Source organism: Micromonospora sp. I033 (assembly GCF_053890995.1).
In genome coordinates, this window is record NZ_JBSSLX010000045.1 from 16759 (window position 1) to 34502 (window position 17744).

Below are 17744 nucleotides of genomic sequence, written 5' to 3' on the forward strand. Positions count from 1 at the left end.
AGCGAACTCCGGGGCCCTTCCTTCGTGCGAGGGGATTACTTGGTGAGCGGCGACAGCTTCGGGTCGTTGGCGTACGCCTCGGCCGCGTTGGCCTTGGTGACCGCCACCGGCGGGAGCAGGTAGGTGTCGACGACCTTGACGCCGTTGTTGTACGACTTGGTGTCGTTCACCTCGGGGGTGTTACCGGCCTGCAGGGCCTTCACCATCTCGATGGTCTGCTTGACCAGGTTCCGGGTGTCCTTGTTGATCGTCATGTACTGCTCGCCAGCCATGATCGACTTGACCGACTCGACCTCGGAGTCCTGGCCGGTGACGACCGGGATCTTCTTGCCGGCACCCTTGATCGACGTGATGATCGCGCGGGCCAGGGTGTCGTTCGGGGAGAGGACGCCGTCCAGCTCCTTGTTGCCGTAGGTCGAGGTCAGCAGCTGGTCCATGCGGGCCTGGGCGCCCTCGGCCTTCCAGCCCTGGATGGCGGTCTGCTTGACGTCGGTCTGCTTCGAGGCGACGACCACGTTGCCCTTGTCGATCTCCGGCTTGAGCACGCTCATGGCGCCGTTGAAGAAGACACCGGCGTTGTTGTCGTCCGGCGAGCCGGAGAACAGCTCGATGTTGTACGGGCCGTTCGGCTTCTTGGCCTTCATGCCGTCCAGCAGGGCCTGGCCCTGGAGCTGGCCGACCTTGAAGTTGTCGAACGCGACGTAGTAGTCGAGGTCCGGGGTGTTGGTGATCAGGCGGTCGTACGCGATCACCTTCGCGCCGGCGGCGTGCGCCGCGGCGACCTGGGTCGACAGCTGCGCGGCGTCGGTCGCGCCGATGACGATGACCTTCGCGCCCTTGGTCACCATGGCGGTGATCTGCGCCTGCTGGTCGGCGACGGTGGTCGACGCGCCGGCGTACTGGACGTCGCTCTTGAAGCCGGCCTCCTTGAGGCCGTTGGTGAAGAGGTCACCGGCGAGGACCCAGTTCTCCGAGGTCTTCGACGGCAGGGCGACGCCGATCAGGGAGTCGGCCGCGAAGCCCTTGGTGTCGCCCTTGGCGCCGCCGGTGTCGCCGTCGCGGCCGGAGCCGCAGGCGGTCGCGGTCAGGGCCAGCGCGGCGATGGCGCCGATGGCCATCGATTTGCCGATCATCTTACGCATGGCTGGTGGTGCCCTTCTGGAGAGGTGATACGGGGTGTGAGGCGGGGTGGAACGTCAGCTCGGCACGGCCGTGCGGGCGGTCTCCCGGTCCGCGCCGGGTGGTGCCGTGGGCGGGGCGGGAGTGTCGCGGCGGAACGAGCGGGTGAGGCTGCCGATGACGGAGAACTTGCCCTGCTTCTTGTTGTAGACGTCGAGCGCGACGGCCAGCAGCAGCACCAGGCCCTTGATGATCTGGACCCGGTCGGTGCCGACGCCGAGCAGCTGGAGGCCGTTGTTCAGCACGGCCATGACCAGACCGCCGACGATCGAGCCGCTGATGGTGCCGATGCCACCGGCGACGGCCGCGCCACCGATGAAGACCGCGGCGATCGCGTCCAGCTCCCAGCCGTTGCCGTCCTGCGGCCCGGAGGCGGCCGAGCGGGCCACGAAGATCATGCCGGCCAGGGAGGCCAGGACGGCCATGTTCATCATGACGAAGAAGTTGACCCGCTTGAGCTTCACACCGGAGAGCTCCGCGGCGCGGGAGTTGCCACCGACGGCGTAGATGTGCCGGCCGCCGGCGGTGTTCCGGGTGTAGAAGGAGTAGGCCAGCACCAGCGCCACCAGGATGATGCCGGAGACCGGGAAGCTCGTGCCGACCCGGCCGCTGGCGAACCGCAGCGACGCGAAGACGATCACGCCGACCATGACGGCCATCCGGAGCACCGAGATCCACATCGGGGCCGGCTCGGCGTCCATCTCCCGGCGGGTCTTGCGGGCCTGGAACTCCCGCCACACCACGGCCACACACGCGGCGAGGCCGAGCAGGAGCGTCAGGTTGTTGTAGCCGGTGTTCGGGCCGACCTCGGGCAGGAAGCCCGAGCCGATCACCCGGAAGCCCTCCGGCACCGAGATCGTGTTCGCGTTGCCGATGAACTGGTTGCCGCCCCGGAAGAGCAGCATGCCGGCCAGGGTGACGATGAACGCCGGCACCCCGACGTAGGCGACCCAGAAGCCCTGCCAGGCGCCGATGATCGCGCCGATCACCAGGCCGAACAGGATGGCGGCGGGCCAGGGCAGCGACCACTCCGCCATCGACTTGGCCACCAGGATGCCGGTGAAGGCGGCGATCGAGCCGACCGAGAGGTCGATGTGCCCGGCGACGATCACCATGAGCATGCCGATGGCCAGGATGAGGATGTACGAGTTCTGGTTGAACAGCGCGATCAGGTTGTCCGATCGCAGGGTCAGGCCGTCCGTGAGGATCTGGAACAGGACGACGATCGCCACCAGGGTGAAGATCATCCCGAACTGGCGGGCGTTGGACGTGGTCCCTCCGAAGAGGTTCTTCTGCAGGTCCTTGATTCGGCTCATCGTGTCTGCATCTTCTTCGTCGAGGTCATCTGCTTCATGAGGGTTTCCGGGTCCGCGTCCTGCCGGGCGATCTCGCCGGTGATGGCGCCTTCGAACACGGTGTAGATGCGGTCGCAGAGCCCGATCAGCTCGGGCAGCTCCGAGGAGATGACGACGACGCCCTTCCCCTGGTCGGCGAGCCGCTGGATGATGCCGTAGATCTCGTACTTGGCGCCCACGTCGATGCCGCGGGTCGGCTCGTCGAGGATCAGGAGGTCCGGGTCGGTGAACATCCACTTCGCCAGGACGACCTTCTGCTGGTTGCCGCCCGACAGCTTGGAGACGCCCTCGTCGACCGTCGGCGCCTTGGTGCGCAGGTCCCGCCGGTAGGCCTCCGCCGCCTTGTACTCGGCCACCTCGTCCAGGACGCCGTGGCGCGAGATCTTCGACAGCTTCGCGGCCACCGTGGAGGTCTTGATGTCGTCGAGGAGGTTCAGGCCGAGCGCCTTGCGGTCCTCGCTGACGTACGCGAGCCCGTGGGCGATCGCGTCCGCCACCGACTTCAGGACGATCTCCTTGCCGTCCTTGATGATCGTGCCCGACTCGTACACCCCGTAGGAGCGGCCGAAGACACTCATGGCCAGCTCGGTGCGGCCGGCGCCCATCAGCCCGGCGAAGCCCACGATCTCGCCCCGTCGGACGACGAAGCTCTCGTTCTTGCAGACCTGCCGCTCGGCCGAGATCGGGTGCCGGACGTTCCAGTTCCGGACCTCGAAGAAGACCTCGCCGATCTTCGGGGTGTGGTCCGGGAACCGGCTGTGCAGCTCGCGCCCGACCATGCCGCGCACGATCCGGTCCTCGTCGACGCCGTCCGCCTTGACGTCGAGCGTCTCGACGGTCCGGCCGTCACGCAGAACGGTGATCTCGTCCGCGATCGCCTCGATCTCGTTCAGCTTGTGCGAGATCATGATCGAGGTGATGCCCCGCGAGCGGAAGCCGCGCAGCAGGTCGAGCAGGTGCTGCGAGTCGGCCTCGTTGAGTGCGGCCGTCGGCTCGTCCAGGATGAGCAGCTTGACGTCCTTGGCGAACGCCTTGGCGATCTCCACGAGCTGCTGCTTGCCGACGCCGATGTCCTTGATCAGGGTGTCCGGGTCCTCCCGCAGGCCGACCCGGGCCATCAGGTCCAGCGCCATGCGGTTCGCGGCCTTCCAGTCGATCGCCCCCCGCTTGCGGGGCTCGTTGCCGAGGAAGATGTTCTCGGTGATCGACATGTCCGGGATGAGCGCGAGTTCCTGGTGGATGATCACGATCCCGGCGCTCTCGCTCGCCCGGATGTCCGAGAAGCGGGTCTCCGCGCCCTGGTAGATGATCTGGCCGTCGTAGCTGCCGTACGGGTAGACGCCGCTCAGCACCTTCATCAGCGTCGACTTGCCGGCACCGTTCTCGCCGACGATCGCGTGGATCTCGCCGGCGCGGACCACCAGGTTGACGTCGGCCAGGGCCTTGACGCCGGGGAACTCCTTGGTGATGGAGCGCATCTCCAGGAGGACGGGCAGATCGCTCATCGCTCCCACCACCTTGCCAACGTCATGGCCGCCTCCGCGGGTTATGACCTTCGCTCACTTTTCGTTGTCGTGGGCAACCCAATCTCGTCCGGAGCCCTTCCGCAAGTGCTCAAGTCACTCATTTGCGTAACAAGTCGGTAATATCGACCATTACGCTCAGTGACCTTTGCGACGCTCCCCGGACTTGCCGACAAGCGGCGGCGTGGTGCTACCGGGACGCCCATGACATCGTTGACGCGCATCGTATACCGCTGTTTGCGAGCGACCTTCGTGACCCGGACCCGCCCTGTTGACGCCGTGTCGCCGAACGCCGGGCCGACCCGGCGATCCGCCGGCACGCGGTGTCATAATTCCGGCCATGACCGCTGACCGGAGGGCTGGTCGCCCGAGCCTCGCGCAGGTCGCGGCGCTGTCCGGGGTCTCGGTCAAGACGGCCTCCCGGGCCCTCGGCGGCGAGCCCCGGGTGGCCCCGGAGACCCGGTCGCGGGTCCGCGACGCCGCCGACCAGCTCGGCTACCGGCTCAACGGGGTGGCCCGCGAGCTGCGCCGCGGCGCGAGCACCTCCACGCTGGTCGGCCTGCTCATCGGCGACCTGGCGAACCCGTTCTATTCCCGGCTGGCCGGGGGCCTGGAGCGCGAGCTGCGCATGCGGGGCCTGCAGTTGATCACCGCCAGCACCGACGAGGATCCGGAGTGGGAACGGCGACTCGCCGACGCGCTGCTGGAGCGGCGGGTCCGGGGGCTGGTGGTCGCCTCGACCGCGACCGGGCACGCCCATTTCGCGGCCGAACACCGCCACGGCATCCCGTTCGTGTTCGTGGACCGGCCGCCGGTCGAGCTGGCCGCGGACACCGTCCTGCTGGACAACCACCACGGCGCCCGGCAGGCCGGGGCCCACCTGAGCGCGGTCGGCCACCGGCGGATCGGCGTGGTGGGAGACCTGTCCCGCCTGAGCACCCACCGTGACCGGCTGGACGGCTTCGCCGAGGCCATGCGCGCGGCCGGCGTGGCGAACTGGACGGACTACCTGGTGGAGAACGCGCACGACGTGGCCACCGCCGAACGGGCGGTGCTCGAGCTGCTGGGCCGCGCCCCGGCGCCAACCGCCCTGTTCACGATGAACAACCGGATCACCGTCGGCGCCCTGCGGGCCCTGCGCGGCCACCCCGCCCCGCCGGCTCTGGTCGGTTTCGACGAGGTGGATCTCGGCGACGTCCTGGGGGTGAGCGTCGTCGCGCACGACCCGGACGAGATGGGACGGCGGGCGGCCCGACTGCTGCTCGACCGGATCGACGGCGATCGCGGACCGGCCCGGCAGGTGGTGATCCCGACCCGGCTGCTGGCCCGTGGATCCGGGGAACGGCCGCCGACCTCGGCGGGGACGGCCGGCTCCTAGTCCCCCATTGACACGCACCTCTTCGGGGCTCTACACAGGACCTTGACGCCTGTCGATGACAACGATGTCGCACGGTGTCGTCCCGCCTCGAAGGAGGACCGCCTCATGCTCCGATCAGGCCCGTCCCGTCTGCTCACCCTGGCGGCCACCGCCGTCACCGCCGCGTCCGCACTCGTCGCGGTCGCCGCGCCCGCCACAGCGGCGCCGCTCAGCCTCACCCCGTACGTGAACCCGTTCATCGGCACCGACGACAGCAACGCGCCGAACCCCGTCGGCGGTGGCGCCGGCGGCAGCACCGTCCCCGGCCCGGTGCAGCCCTTCGGCATGGTGCAGCTGAGCCCGGACACCCCCACCGCCTCGCCGTCCGGCTACCGCTTCAGCGACACCCAGATCGAGGAGTTCAGCCTCACCCACTTCAACGGCGCCGGCTGCGCCAACAACGAGGACCTCGGGATCCTGCCCGTCACCGGCGCGCTCGGCGCCTCGCCCGGAACCTCGTGGACCTCCTACCGCGCGACCCAGGACAAGGCCCAGGAACAGGCCCGCGCCGGCTTCTACCGGGCCGTGCTCAGCAACTACGGCAACACCCGGGTCGAGGCGTCGGCCACCCGACGCAGCGCCATCCTGCGGCTGACCTATCCCGCGACCAGCGCCGCCCGGGTCCTCGTCAACACCAGCCGCAGCGCCACCGGCAGCCGGGCCGGCTCGATCCAGATCAGCGGCTCCACCGTGACCGGCAGCGTCACCGGGGGCGGCTTCTGCGGCAACAGCAAGACCTACCAGATCTTCTACCGGATGGAGTTCGACCGCGTCCCCAGCGGCGTCGGCACCTGGCTCGGCGGCACCGTCACGGCCGGCTCCACGAGCGCCAGCGGCACCAACTCCGGCGGGTACCTGACCTTCGACACCGCCGCCAACCCGGTGGTGCAGGTCAAGGTCGGCATCTCCTTCGTGAGCCAGGCCGGCGCGCAGGCCAATCTCGCCGCCGAACAGTCGGGCTTCGCCTTCGACACCGTCCGCGCGAACGCCGACGCCGAGTGGAACGCGATCCTCAACCGCGTGCAGGTCGCCGGTGGCTCCGCCGCCGACCTGCAGAAGTTCTACACCGCGCTGTACCGCGTGTTCATCAATCCCAACCTGGCCAACGACGTCGACGGGCGGTACCGCGGCTTCGACAACGCCATCCACACGGCCAGCCACCCGGTCTACCAGAACTACTCCGGTTGGGACATCTACCGGTCGTGGGCGGCGCTGATCGCCTTCCTGGCGCCGGCCGAGGCGACCGACATCGCCCGGTCCATGGTGCTCGACGGCCAGCAGGGCGGCCTGCTGCCGAAGTGGTCGCACAACACCAACGAAGCGTTCGTCATGACCGGTGATCCCGGGCCGATCATCGTCGACAGCCTGTACCAGTTCGGCGTACGGGGCTTCGACACCGCGGCCGCGCTGGCGCTGATGAAGAAGAGTTCCGCCGGAGGCACCACCCAGGGCAGCCCGATCCGCGGCCGGCAGAGCGGTTACGTGCAACGCCACTACATCGACGGCGACCCTTCCGACTCGCTGGAATACTCCGCCAGCGACTTCGCGGTGGCCCAGTTCGCCCGGGCCCTGGGCGACACCGCCACGTACGACACCCACATGGCGCGAGCGCAGTGGTGGCGCAACACCTTCAACACCGAATCCGGCTACGTCCACCCGCGGAACGCCGACGGCACCTGGCCGTGGCCGCTCGACCCGGCCAGCCAGTCGAACTACGTCGAGGGCAACGCCTCGCAGTACACCTGGATGGTCCCGTACAACCTCGGCGCCCTGATCGACCTCATGGGCGGGCGGCAGACCGCCGTGCAGCGGCTCGACCACCACTTCACCCAGACCAACGGCGGCCAGTCGCAGCCCTACTTCTACATCGGCAACGAGCCGGAGCACGGCGTCCCCTGGGCCTACCACTTCGCGGCGGCGCCGGCCGGCACCAGCGCCGCGGTCCGGCGGATCATGAACGAGTCGTTCACCACCGGCCCCGGCGGCCTGCCCGGCAACGACGACCTCGGCGCCACCTCCGCCTGGTACGTCTGGTCCGCCCTCGGCATGTACCCGTCCACCCCGGGGGCGGACACCCTCGCCCTGCACGGCCCGATCTTCCCGTCGATCCTCGTGGACCGGCCGACCGGTGACGTCCAGATCACCGCCGCCAACGCGGGCCAGGGCAACCAGTACGTGCAGAGTCTCGCCGTCAACGGGGCGGCCACCCGGCGCACCTGGCTGCGCTACGGCGACCTCGCGGGCGGCGCCACCCTGTCGTACGCGATGGGCGGTGCCCCGTCCTCGTGGGGCACCGACCCGGCCGACGTGCCGCCGTCCTTCACCGACGGCTCCACCCCGCCGGCCCCCGCACCGGACCTGGGCCCCAACCTGGCCGCCGGCAGGCCGGCCAGCGGCTCGGCCGCGTGCAACACCGCCGAGGGCCCGGAAAAGGCGTTCGACGGCCGGCTCGGCGGTGCCAGCAAGTGGTGCTCGCTCGCCGCGGGCACCAAGGTCCTCCAGGTCGACCTCGGCGCGAACCAGACCGTCCGCTCCTTCGTCGTCAAGCACGCCGGGCTCGGCGGGGAGACCACCGGCTGGAACACCGGTGACTTCACCATCCAGACCAGCACCGACGGCGGCGCCTGGACGACCCGCGCCACGGTCTCCGGCAACCGCGCGAGCCGCACCTACCACCCCGTGCCCGCCGTGACGGCCCGGTTCGTCCGGCTCAGCATCACCACGCCCACCAACAACGGCAACACCGCCGCCCGTATCGACGAGTTCGAGGTGTACGGCACCGCCGGCGCGACAAACCTGGCGTTGAACCGGCCCGCCACCGCCGACTCGCAGTGCGCGAGCACGGAGGGACCCGAGAAGGCCGTCAACGGCAGCACCTCCGGCGGCAACTCCGACAAGTGGTGCGCGGCCGGCGGCACGAAGTCCCTCCGGATCGACCTGGGCGCCGGCCACCGGATCCAGTCGATCACCGTCCACCACGCCGCCGCCGGAGGCGAGGATCCCGCCTGGAACACCCGGGACTTCGACCTGCAGGTCTCCCCCGACGGGTCGGCGTGGACGACCGTCGCCCAGGTTCGGGGCAACACGGCGGGCGTGACCAGCCACCCGATGTCCGTCGACGGCCGGTACGTGCAGGTCAGGGTCATCACCCCGACGCAGACCACCGACGTGGCCGCCCGCCTCTACGAGGTCGAGGTGTTCGGCACCTGACCGCGCGCGGCGGCTCGGACCGCGGCCGGCGCCAGCGGGCACCGGCCGCGGTCCGCCGGAAAAGGGTGTGCGGGGCGAGCGGAGAGCCCTCTACCCTGCCCGGCGTGACCCTGGACATCGTGAGCCTGGCGGAGCGCCCCGACCTGGCGCCGCTGCTCGACACCGACTTCGACGGCGCCTGGCCGCAGTTCATGCTCTGGGACCCGATGGGCTCGGTGTACTACAGCGTCGCCCACGACCTCTACCCGGAGTTCGTCTTCGCCGCCGTCGACCCGGCCGAGCCGGGTCGCGCCGTCGCCCGGGCGTACGCCGTGCCGCTGCGCTGGACGGAGGACGAGCTGCCCGACGGCGGCTGGGACCGGGTGATCCAACGCGCGACCGTCAACCGGCTCACCGGCGCCACCCCGAACCTGGTCTCCGCGCTGGAGATCTGCGTGCGACCGGACCGGCGCGGCGGCGGGGTGTCCGGGCTGATGCTCGGGGCGATGCGCAAGGCGGTCGCCCGGCAGGGCTTCGACACCCTGGTCGCGCCGGTGCGTCCGAACGGCAAGGCCACGCTGCCCGACCTGCCGATGACCGAGTACGCGGCGCGGGTCCGCCCCGACGGCCTGCCGGTCGACCCCTGGCTGCGGGTGCACGTCCGGGCCGGCGGGGTGATCGAGCGCGTCGCGCCCCGGTCGATGGCGATCACCGGCACCCTCGCCGACTGGCGCCGGTGGACCGGCCTGCCGTTCGACACCAGCGGCCCCGTGCGGGTGCCGGGCGCGCTGGCGCCGGTGCTGGTCGACGTGGCGCACGACCACGCCGCCTACGTCGAGCCGAACGTCTGGGTGCGGCACCGGCTGTAGCGCCGGACGGTCAGGCCGGCCAGGCGTGGCCGATCCCGTCGAGCAGGAGGACCACCCCTTCGGTGGCCGCCTCCCGGTCCCGGGAGATCTCCCGGTATTCCGCCGAGTTCGACCAGCGCTCGAAGTCCTCCCGGTTGTCGAAGGACATGAGCACGGCCTTCTCGTGCGGCCAGCTCCCCTCGACCACCCGCGGGGACCCGTCGGCGGCGAGCAGCCGGCCGCCGTGCCGCGCCAGGACCGGCAGGAAGGCGGCGACGTACCGGTCGTAGCGCTGCCGGTCGTGGATGGTGATCTGCGCGAGGGCGTAGACGGTCACCGGCCCAGGCTACCGACCGGTACGCGCCCCCCGCTGTCCGCCGGACCGGCAGCCGGCGGCGGCCTACCGGCCGACCGTACGGACGGTGAAGTTGCGGAACGTGCCTATCGCGCCCTGTCCGAAGGCCCGTTCCGCGGGTGGGATGGAGACGCTGTAGGGGGCGTACCGCGGGTCGCAGGCGCCCGGCCCGGCGGCGTCCGGCGGGCTGCAGCCGTACTGGAACGGGAAGGCGTCGAGCAGGCTGAACAGGCCGTGCGCCATGCTGAACGACCGGATCTTCCCGGCCAGCGGTTCGCCGGAGCCCAGCGACGGATAGGTCCCGGTGTAGGCGACGCCCTGCCGGTCCAGCGGCACGCCGACCTCACCGACCCGGGCGACCACCGCACCGTCCAGCAGGTACGTCACGCTGGCGTGCCCGCCGGCCTGCCGGTAGCGGATCGTCGCCCGGTGCGGCACGCCCGGGGTGATCGGCACCTCCCGGATGATCTGCGTGTACGCCCGGTCCAGGCCGACCTCGGTGGCGCCCGGGCAGTCCGGGTCGGTGGTGTTTCCGGTGACCGTGCTGGGCAGCCGCTCGATCAGCGGGAAGGCGCGCGTGCCGGAGACGAACCAGTCGAAGAGCTGCCCGGTGCAGAAGTCGATCATGTTGAGCACCACCGCCGCCTGCTGGCCCTCCAGCACAGCGCTGGCGTAGGGGCGCGCGGTCGGGTCGCCGACGGCGGCGGAGCCGGGCGGACCGTACCGGCCGTGCACCACGTGCCCGCCGGTCGCCCCGGGCGTGCGCGCGGTGATGTCCACGGAGAACTCGACCGACCCCTGCCGGGGGACCGGGAAGGTCCGGTTGCTGACCGCCATGTACTTGAGGTGGTCGTAGACGCTGTAGTCCACCCCGGTCTTGAACGGCACGTCGCTGACGGTGAGCACCCCGCCGTCGACGGTGCGGGTCGCCCCGTCCAGCGGTCCGTAGATGTTCGACCACTTCCGCTCGTACTCGGCCAGGTCCGCCGAGTCGTAGCGCACCACGCTCGGCCGTGACCCGGGTGCCGCCGCGGCGGCCGGCGACGCCACCCCGGGACACCCCACCACGACCACGACCGTCGCCGCGCCCACCACCCGGCGGAGCCAGTCCTGTCTGCGCACGTCGTCCTCCCCACGGCGGTGACGGGAGCCGCGCCGGCCCCGGCCGGCCCACCTCGGACCATCGTCGGAGATGGATGCCGGTGGGACATCCACCGCACGGTGCGGCGCGCCGGCCCGGACGGCGGGCCGTGCCGCCGGGGCGGCCCCGACGGGGCGACGCCGGTTCCGCCATCGTGGACCGTCGGGTCGGGAGCACTGCGGCATGGGACCTGTCAACTGCCCGAACCGCCCTGGCCATATCGCCCCTGACCTGCGGATACTGGGCGGAGAGCAGCGGCCGAGCCGCGCCGGTTGGGGGGCAGCCATCATGATCGACGAGGAGACCCGACCCGAGACCACACCCGGCACTCCCGCCCCGGCGGCGCCCGGTGGAAGCGGCGGGGGCGGCGGGTCCGTCGTCCCTGCGGCGGTGTCGCAGGTGCGGGTGCGCACCAAGCTCGACGACCTGTACCAGCAGCTGAGTGGCATCGAGGCCCGCGCCGCCGCGAGCGCCGGCCGGGTCGCCGCGCTGCGCGCCCAGCTGTCCGGCGTGGAGTCCGTGCTCGGCCGCAGCGGGGTGGTCGCGTGGCTGCGGGGCGGCAACCTGGAGTACGCCTGGCAGACCATCCACTCGGTGGAGCGGGCCATGGTGGAGCTGCGTACGCCGGAGGAGCTGTTCGGCCTGCTGCCGGCATACCAGGGCGCGGCCGCGCAGTTCCTGAAGGCCGACGACAAGGTGCTGACCGACTTCGACGCGTCGGCCGACGCCGCGGCGCCGGCGCGGTTCCGGGCCAAGGTGCAGGCGCTGCTGCTGCGCTACCACGCGGTGTCGGACGAGTTCCACGAGTCGGTGCGCCGGTTGCGCAACCGGATGCTGGGGCTGTCGGTGTTCGCGCTGGTGGCCGAGGCGCTCATGGTGCTCGTGCAGTGGCGCAGCCGGGACGTGCAGCTGCTCAAGCCGCCGACCGACGCGGCCGGCGTGCCGGCCTGGCGGCTGCTCCTCTTCGTCCTCATCGCCGGGGCGCTCGGCGCGTTCATCAGCGCCCTGCCCTCGATGATCACCTCGCGCTCCGGCGGCCTGCCCTACAAGCTGCCCTTCCAGCAGGGCCTGCTGAAGCTGGCGATCGGCCCGCTGGTCGCGGTCGTCGGGATCATGCTGGTGATCGGCGGCCTGGTGGAGACCACGGTGAACAGCACCGCCGCCCTGCTGGGCGTCGCCATCGTCTTCGGCGCCGGGCAGCAGGCGGTCACGGCGTTCGCCGACCGGCGGGCGTCGGAGCTGCTGGCCCCGGTCACGAAGAGCTGAGCGGGCCCGGCGGCGAGCCGCTGCCGACCACCGCCGGCCTGGGTAGCCTGAGCCGCATGATCTTCATTACCGCGAAGTTCCGGGTCCGGCCGGAGGACGCCGACCGCTGGCCGCAGATCGCCGCCGACTTCACCGAGGCCACGCGGGCCGAGCCGGGCTGCCTCTGGTTCGACTGGTCCCGCAGCCTCGACGACCCGACGGAGTACGTGCTGGTCGAGGCGTTCCGGGACGACGAGGCCGGCGCGGCGCACGTGCAGTCGGCGCACTTCCGCGAGGCGCAGCGCAGCCTCCCGCCGCACCTGGCCGAGACGCCCCGGATCGTCAACATGACGGTGCCGCAGCAGGACTGGTCGCGGCTCGGCGAGATGGCCGTCCCCGAGGGCGACTGAGGGCCGTCGCCCCGTCCCCCCGGGGCGCGGGCCTCCCGCACGCCGTGCCGCGGCCCGCGTCCGCGCCGCCGCACCGGCCGCGCGAGGCAGGTGTGCGGCGGGGATTTGCGGGAATGGCACGCCGGCCAGTCGGGGACCGGCGGCGACGCGGGACTCCGCACCGGGCCATGGTCACCGACCCCTTCTCGACGTGGGGTGACGACGCATGACACGAGAAACGACCCTCGGGGTCCGCTCGGTGGCCGACGGTCTCGGGATCCAACGGGCGACCGGCGGTTCGGAGGGCCTGGCCCGCTTCCTGGGCTGGTTCAGCCTCGGCCTCGGCGTGACCGCGCTCGCCGCGGGATCACGGGTGGCCCGGACGGTCGGCGTGGACGACTCCCGCACGGCCCGGACGGTCTTGCGCGCGGCCGGGGCCCGGGAGATCGGCCACGGCGCGGTGCTGCTGGTGCCGCGCCGGGCGGGGCTGGGGGCCTGGACCCGGGTGGCGGGTGACGTGCTGGACCTGGCCGCGGCCGGCCAGGCGTACCGCAACCGGTGCGGCGACCGGCGCCGACGCCTCGGCCTCACGCTCGCCGCCCTGGGCGGGATCACCGCCCTCGACCTGTACGCCTCGGTGCGCGCCACCCGCGATCGCCGGATCAGCCCGGAGGGCTTCGCGCACGGGTCGGTGACGGTCAACCGCACCCCGGAGGAGGCGTACCAGTTCTGGCACGGCTTCGAGAACCTGCCGCGGTTCATGTACCACCTCCGGTCGGTGCGGAGCACCGGCCCGGGGCGCACCCGCTGGTCGGCGAAGGCGCCGGCCGGCCGGACGGTGGAGTGGGAGGCGGAGATCGTCGAGGAGCGCCCCGACGAGCTCATCCGCTGGCGCTCCGTCGACGGCGCCCGGGTGCCCAACCGCGGCACCGTCCGGTTCGCGCGGGCGGCCGGCGGCAACGGCACCGAGGTGCGGGTGGAACTGGAGTACGCGGTGCCCGGCCGCCGCCTCGGCACCCTGGTCGCGAGGGCGTTCGGCGAGAACCCGCAGCAGCAGATCTGCGACGACCTGCGGCGGTTCAAGCAGGTCATCGAGACCGGCGAGATCACCCGGTCGGACGGTACGCCCGACGGCACGAGCATCCAGACCCAGGCGAAGCAGCGTCCGGCCCGCCCGCTGGCGACGCACCGGACCACGTGAAGGAGGCACCGTGAAGGCCAACTGCTGGATGGCGCCGAACCGGCTGGCCGTGGAGGAGGTGCCGGAACCGACGGTCCTCAACCCGCGCGACGCGGTGGTCAAGGTGACCTCGACGGCGATCTGCGGATCCGACCTGCACCTGCTCGACGGGTTCATCCCGGCCATGAAGCGCGGCGACGTGCTGGGCCACGAGTTCATGGGCGAGGTCGTCGAGCTGGGCCCCGGGGCACGGGACGGGCTGCGCGTCGGCGACCGGGTGGTGGTCGCCTTCCCCATCGCCTGCGGGGACTGTGCCTCGTGCCAGCGCGGCCTCTACTCGGTGTGCGAGAACTCCAACCCGAACGCGGCGATCGCGGAGACCGCCATGGGTCACTCCCCCGCCGGGATCTTCGGCTACTCCCACCTCACCGGCGGGTACGCGGGCGGGCAGGCCGAGTACGTCCGCGTCCCGTACGCCGACGTCGGCGCGCTCAAGGTCGGCGACGACCTGCCGGACGAGCAGCTGCTGTTCCTGTCCGACGTGCTGCCCACCGGTTACATGGCCGCCGAGATGGGCGACGTCAAGCCCGGCGACGTGGTGGCGATCTGGGGCGCCGGTCCGGTGGGCCAGTTCGCCGCGGTGAGCGCCTTCCTGCTCGGCGCCGAACAGGTGGTCGTCATCGACCGGTTCCCGTACCGGCTGCGGATCGCGCGCGACCGGGCCGGCGCGGACACGATCAACTACGAGGAGACCGACGTCCTGGACACGCTGCGCGAGATGACCGCGGGTCGCGGGCCGGACGTCTGCATCGACGCCGTCGGCATGGAGGGGCACCACCCCTCGGCGGCGCTGCACGCGTACGACCGGGCGAAGCAGGCGGTGAAGGCGGAGACCGACCGGCCGCACGCGCTGCGCGAGGCGATCCTGGCCTGCCGCAACGGCGGCACCGTCGCGGCGATCGGGGCGTACGGCGGGTTCATCGACAAGTTCCCGATGGGTTCGTTCATGAACCGGTCGCTGACCCTGCGCTCCGGGCAGGCCCACGTGCAGCGTTACATGCGCCCCCTGCTGGAGCGCGTCCGCAAGGGCGAGATCGACCCGAGCTTCATCATCACCCACACGATGCGGCTCGACGACGCGCCGCACGGCTACGACATCTTCAAGAACAAGCAGGACGACTGCCTGAAGGTGGTGCTCAAACCCTGAAAGTTTCCGACGACGACGCCGCTCGATATTGAAACTTGTTTGCGCCAGCGGCTACCCTCCGGGGAAGTGATCCACTATCCACCTTGGAGGGGTCGGACCATGCGCAAGCTGATGTCCGCGGTCGGTGCGGGGGCGTTGCTGACGGCGGGGCTGTTCGTCGGCGCCGCACCGGCGCAGGCGGCGGCCTGCACCCTGGTGCAGTCCGAGATCTACAACGGGGCCAACATGATCGCCTGGGCCCGGGGCCTGGAGGGCTGCTCGGGAGACGTCTACTGGGAGATCCAGTCGGGCGACGGCGGCACCTGGCAGGTCACCGAGAGCGGCACCACGCACTACGACAACCAGGTCGTCAGCTACTACGGCGACGTCGAGCTGCCGTGCTACCTGCGGCTGTACGCGAAGTTCGGCACGCAGGAGAAGCTCACCCAACCGGCGCGCAACAGCAACTGCGCCGGCTGAGCGGACGGCCCGGGCGGGGGTGGTCTCCCCACCCCCGCCCGCGCGGTCACGGGATGGTGAGGCCGTACGCGGCGAGGACCTCCATGATCGGCTGGTAGTAGCTGGTCCCTCCGGTGGTGCAGTTGCCACTGCCGCCGGAGAGGATTCCGAGCACCGTTCCGGTCGAGGCCACGTAGAGCGGGCCGCCGCTGTCGCCGGGTTCGGCGCAGATGTTGGTGCGGATCAGCCCGGACACGGAGCCCTCGGCGTAGTTGACGGTCTGGTTCAGGCCGGTGACCGAGCCGCACCGCACACCGGTGGTGGCGCCGCTGCGGCAGACCGCCTGGCCGACGTACGCGGTGCCGGCGCCGCGGATGGTGACCTGGCCGGGGTAGGTGTACACGGCGCTGGGGTGGGCCACCGTGCCGGTGTAGCGGACCACGCCGTAGTCGTTGCCGGGGAAGCTGCTGCCGGTCCGGCTGCCGAGCACCGTGGTGCGGGCGCTGTCGGCGTACCAGGTGCCGGCCAGGTTGGTGCAGTGCCCCGCGGTGACGAAGTAGTAGGTGCTGCCGCTGCGCACGTTCGCGCCGAGCGAGCAGCGGCCGCCTCCGCCGTAGATCGCCTGGCCGCCGGCGATCAGGGTCCGCAGTCGACCGGGTTCGTGGCGGAGCACCGCGCCGGCCCGGGCCGCGGTGCGCCGCAACGCGGCCAGTTCGGCGCCGGTGACGGTGTCGTCGACGGTGAGGGTCATCCGGCCGCTGGCCGGGTCGGTTCCCCACGCGGTGCCGGCGGTGCGTACCGCGGCGAGCCCGGTGGGCGCGGGGTCCGGGGCGACCCCGGCCCGCGCGGCGGTCGGGATGCCGGTGAGCAGGGCGGTCAGGGCGAGGACGGCGAGCGATCGGCGCATCCGGAATGCCTCCTCCATCGTCTAGCATCGATGTGCTCAGCATCCGCCCCGGTCGCCCGGCCTTCAAGCCTCTCCCCCCGCACCCTCGGGACCCCGCTGCTGAAACTTCCGGAGCGGCGGCGACCACCACGTCAGCACGCCAGCAGTCCGTGCCGAACGCACCAGGCCCATCGAAGCCGTTAAGTTTTCGGAAGGCTTCCGGTAGTCTCGGCCCAGATATTCGCTTCGATCAACTCACGGTGGCGGGGAGCACCCTCCCCACCCCGCGCGGCCTCCGGGCGGCCGCGCATCGAGCCGACCACCGTGGCGGGCAGTGGTCGGGGCGGGCTGTCCACACCGATACGGCTAGGAGAGGCTTTCAGATGGACAAGGTGCTCGCCCGCGGCAGCGGGAGCGCGACGGCCCGGTCGCGCCCGCGTACCGCGGTGGTGTCGATGTTGGCCGGCGTCGCGATGATCGCCGCGACGGTGGCGGTGGCGACCAGCGCCAGCGCCGGGACGACCCTCGGCGCCTCGGCGGCCGAGAAGGGCCGCTACTTCGGCACCGCGGTGGCCGCGAACAAGTTGTCGGACGCCACGTACGTCGGCATCCTGAACCGCGAGTTCAACATGGTCACCCCCGAGAACGAGATGAAGTGGGACGCCACCGAGCCGTCCCAGGGCCAGTTCAGCTACACCAACGCCGACCGGATCGTCAGCCACGCGCAGGCCAACGGCATGCGGGTCCGCGGCCACGCGCTGGCCTGGCACTCGCAGCAGCCGGGCTGGGCGCAGAACCTGTCCGGCACCGCCCTGCGGCAGGCGATGGTCAACCACATCACCCAGGTCGCCACCCACTACAAGGGCAAGATCCACTCCTGGGACGTGGTCAACGAGGCGTTCGCCGACAGCGGCGGCGTCCGCCGGGACTCCAACCTCCAGCGCACCGGGGACGACTGGATCGAGGTGGCGTTCCGCACCGCGCGGGCCGCCGACCCGGGCGCCAAGCTCTGCTACAACGACTACAACACCGACAACTGGACCTGGGCGAAGACGCAGGCCGTCTACAACATGGTCAAGGACTTCAAGGCACGTGGCGTGCCGATCGACTGCGTCGGCCTGCAGTCGCACTTCAACAGCGGCTCGCCGTACCCGAGCAACTACCGCACCACCCTGCAGAACTTCGCCGCCCTCGGCGTCGACGTGCAGATCACCGAGCTCGACATCGAGGGCTCCGGCACCACCCAGGCCACCACCTACGGCAACGTCGTCAAGGACTGCCTGGCCGTGTCCCGCTGCACCGGCATCACCGTGTGGGGCATCCGGGACACCGACTCCTGGCGGGCCAGCGGCACCCCGCTGCTCTTCGACGGCAACGGCAACAAGAAGCCGG

General features: G+C 71.4%; 15 protein-coding genes. 9 read left to right on the plus strand and 6 right to left on the minus strand.

The annotated features are described in order from the left end of the window. Positions 1-35 precede the first annotated feature (35 nt). The 3 genes from ACW0Q9_RS10850 to mmsA all read right to left on the minus strand — a co-directional run bounded on the left by ACW0Q9_RS10850 (position 36) and on the right by mmsA (position 4039). Complete coding sequence (locus ACW0Q9_RS10850; protein ID WP_456180148.1) at positions 36-1118, minus strand: substrate-binding domain-containing protein; 1083 nt, start codon at positions 1116-1118, stop codon at positions 36-38. Between the two features lie 78 nt (positions 1119-1196). Beyond that, positions 1197-2495: a multiple monosaccharide ABC transporter permease gene (gene mmsB / locus ACW0Q9_RS10855; protein ID WP_091306330.1), complete on the minus strand. Its 1299-nt coding sequence runs from the start codon at positions 2493-2495 to the stop codon at positions 1197-1199. After that, positions 2492-4039: a multiple monosaccharide ABC transporter ATP-binding protein gene (gene mmsA / locus ACW0Q9_RS10860; protein ID WP_456180151.1), complete on the minus strand. Its 1548-nt coding sequence runs from the start codon at positions 4037-4039 to the stop codon at positions 2492-2494. Before mmsA ends, mmsB begins: the two co-directional genes overlap by 4 nt. Positions 4040-4397: 358 nt before the next feature. Between mmsA and ACW0Q9_RS10865 the strand changes: the two genes are divergently transcribed. From ACW0Q9_RS10865 to ACW0Q9_RS10875, 3 genes are all read left to right on the plus strand, one after another. After that, a complete protein-coding gene (locus ACW0Q9_RS10865; RefSeq protein WP_456180153.1) occupies positions 4398-5435 on the plus strand; it encodes a LacI family DNA-binding transcriptional regulator in 1038 nt (345 codons plus the stop codon). Between the two features lie 105 nt (positions 5436-5540). Further along, positions 5541-8684, plus strand: a complete 3144-nt coding sequence (locus tag ACW0Q9_RS10870; protein WP_456180155.1) for a GH92 family glycosyl hydrolase — start codon at positions 5541-5543, stop codon at positions 8682-8684. 104 nt (positions 8685-8788) lie between these two features. Further along, positions 8789-9532, plus strand: coding sequence for an N-acetyltransferase (locus tag ACW0Q9_RS10875; RefSeq protein ID WP_456180157.1), 744 nt, complete (start codon positions 8789-8791; stop codon positions 9530-9532). Positions 9533-9542: 10 nt separating this feature from the next. Here the strand turns inward: ACW0Q9_RS10875 and ACW0Q9_RS10880 are convergent, their stop codons facing one another. Then, on the minus strand, positions 9543-9848 hold the full coding sequence (locus tag ACW0Q9_RS10880; RefSeq protein ID WP_456180159.1) for a DUF1330 domain-containing protein: 306 nt from the start codon (positions 9846-9848) through the stop codon (positions 9543-9545). A gap of 63 nt (positions 9849-9911) precedes the next feature. Further along, a complete protein-coding gene (locus ACW0Q9_RS10885; protein ID WP_456180161.1) occupies positions 9912-10988 on the minus strand; it encodes a DUF6081 family protein in 1077 nt (358 codons plus the stop codon). Positions 10989-11295: 307 nt separating this feature from the next. On the opposite strand from ACW0Q9_RS10885, the gene ACW0Q9_RS10890 reads away from it, so the two are divergent. From ACW0Q9_RS10890 to ACW0Q9_RS10910, 5 genes are all read left to right on the plus strand, one after another. Beyond that, positions 11296-12273, plus strand: a complete 978-nt coding sequence (locus ACW0Q9_RS10890; protein ID WP_456180163.1) for a hypothetical protein — start codon at positions 11296-11298, stop codon at positions 12271-12273. A 56-nt stretch (positions 12274-12329) separates the two neighbouring features. Continuing rightward, positions 12330-12662 (plus strand): putative quinol monooxygenase, encoded by a 333-nt coding sequence (locus ACW0Q9_RS10895; RefSeq protein WP_456180165.1) that lies wholly within the window; start codon positions 12330-12332, stop codon positions 12660-12662. Between the two features lie 205 nt (positions 12663-12867). Next, positions 12868-13842 carry an SRPBCC family protein gene (locus ACW0Q9_RS10900; RefSeq protein ID WP_456180167.1) on the plus strand — a complete coding sequence of 325 codons (975 nt, stop codon included), beginning with the start codon at positions 12868-12870 and terminating at the stop codon, positions 13840-13842. 10 nt (positions 13843-13852) lie between these two features. Beyond that, complete coding sequence (locus tag ACW0Q9_RS10905; protein WP_456180169.1) at positions 13853-15028, plus strand: zinc-dependent alcohol dehydrogenase; 1176 nt, start codon at positions 13853-13855, stop codon at positions 15026-15028. Positions 15029-15127: 99 nt separating this feature from the next. Next, the gene (locus tag ACW0Q9_RS10910) at positions 15128-15487 is read left to right on the plus strand and encodes a hypothetical protein (RefSeq protein ID WP_456180171.1); all 360 of its coding nucleotides are present in this window, start codon (positions 15128-15130) and stop codon (positions 15485-15487) included. A gap of 46 nt (positions 15488-15533) precedes the next feature. Here ACW0Q9_RS10910 and ACW0Q9_RS10915 read toward each other — a convergent pair whose 3' ends face one another. Next, positions 15534-16373: a S1 family peptidase gene (locus ACW0Q9_RS10915; RefSeq protein WP_456180173.1), complete on the minus strand. Its 840-nt coding sequence runs from the start codon at positions 16371-16373 to the stop codon at positions 15534-15536. Positions 16374-16735: 362 nt separating this feature from the next. On the opposite strand from ACW0Q9_RS10915, the gene ACW0Q9_RS10920 reads away from it, so the two are divergent. After that, positions 16736-17744, plus strand: a 1009-nt coding sequence (locus ACW0Q9_RS10920) for an endo-1,4-beta-xylanase (RefSeq protein ID WP_456180175.1), incomplete at its 3' end; no start/stop codon positions are given.

What these genes read in the sequence shown, in the direction of transcription:
- ACW0Q9_RS10850 (WP_456180148.1), bottom strand. Translation starts at nt 1,118, where the DNA reads ATGGCCATCGGCGCCATCGCCGCGCTGGCCCTGACCGCGACCGCCTGC.
- mmsB (WP_091306330.1), bottom strand. Translation starts at nt 2,495, where the DNA reads ATGAGCCGAATCAAGGACCTGCAGAAGAACCTCTTCGGAGGGACCACG.
- mmsA (WP_456180151.1), bottom strand. Translation starts at nt 4,039, where the DNA reads ATGAGCGATCTGCCCGTCCTCCTGGAGATGCGCTCCATCACCAAGGAG.
- ACW0Q9_RS10865 (WP_456180153.1), top strand. Translation starts at nt 4,398, where the DNA reads ATGACCGCTGACCGGAGGGCTGGTCGCCCGAGCCTCGCGCAGGTCGCG.
- ACW0Q9_RS10870 (WP_456180155.1), top strand. Translation starts at nt 5,541, where the DNA reads ATGCTCCGATCAGGCCCGTCCCGTCTGCTCACCCTGGCGGCCACCGCC.
- ACW0Q9_RS10890 (WP_456180163.1), top strand. Translation starts at nt 11,296, where the DNA reads ATGATCGACGAGGAGACCCGACCCGAGACCACACCCGGCACTCCCGCC.
- ACW0Q9_RS10895 (WP_456180165.1), top strand. Translation starts at nt 12,330, where the DNA reads ATGATCTTCATTACCGCGAAGTTCCGGGTCCGGCCGGAGGACGCCGAC.
- ACW0Q9_RS10900 (WP_456180167.1), top strand. Translation starts at nt 12,868, where the DNA reads ATGACACGAGAAACGACCCTCGGGGTCCGCTCGGTGGCCGACGGTCTC.
- ACW0Q9_RS10910 (WP_456180171.1), top strand. Translation starts at nt 15,128, where the DNA reads ATGCGCAAGCTGATGTCCGCGGTCGGTGCGGGGGCGTTGCTGACGGCG.
- ACW0Q9_RS10915 (WP_456180173.1), bottom strand. Translation starts at nt 16,373, where the DNA reads ATGCGCCGATCGCTCGCCGTCCTCGCCCTGACCGCCCTGCTCACCGGC.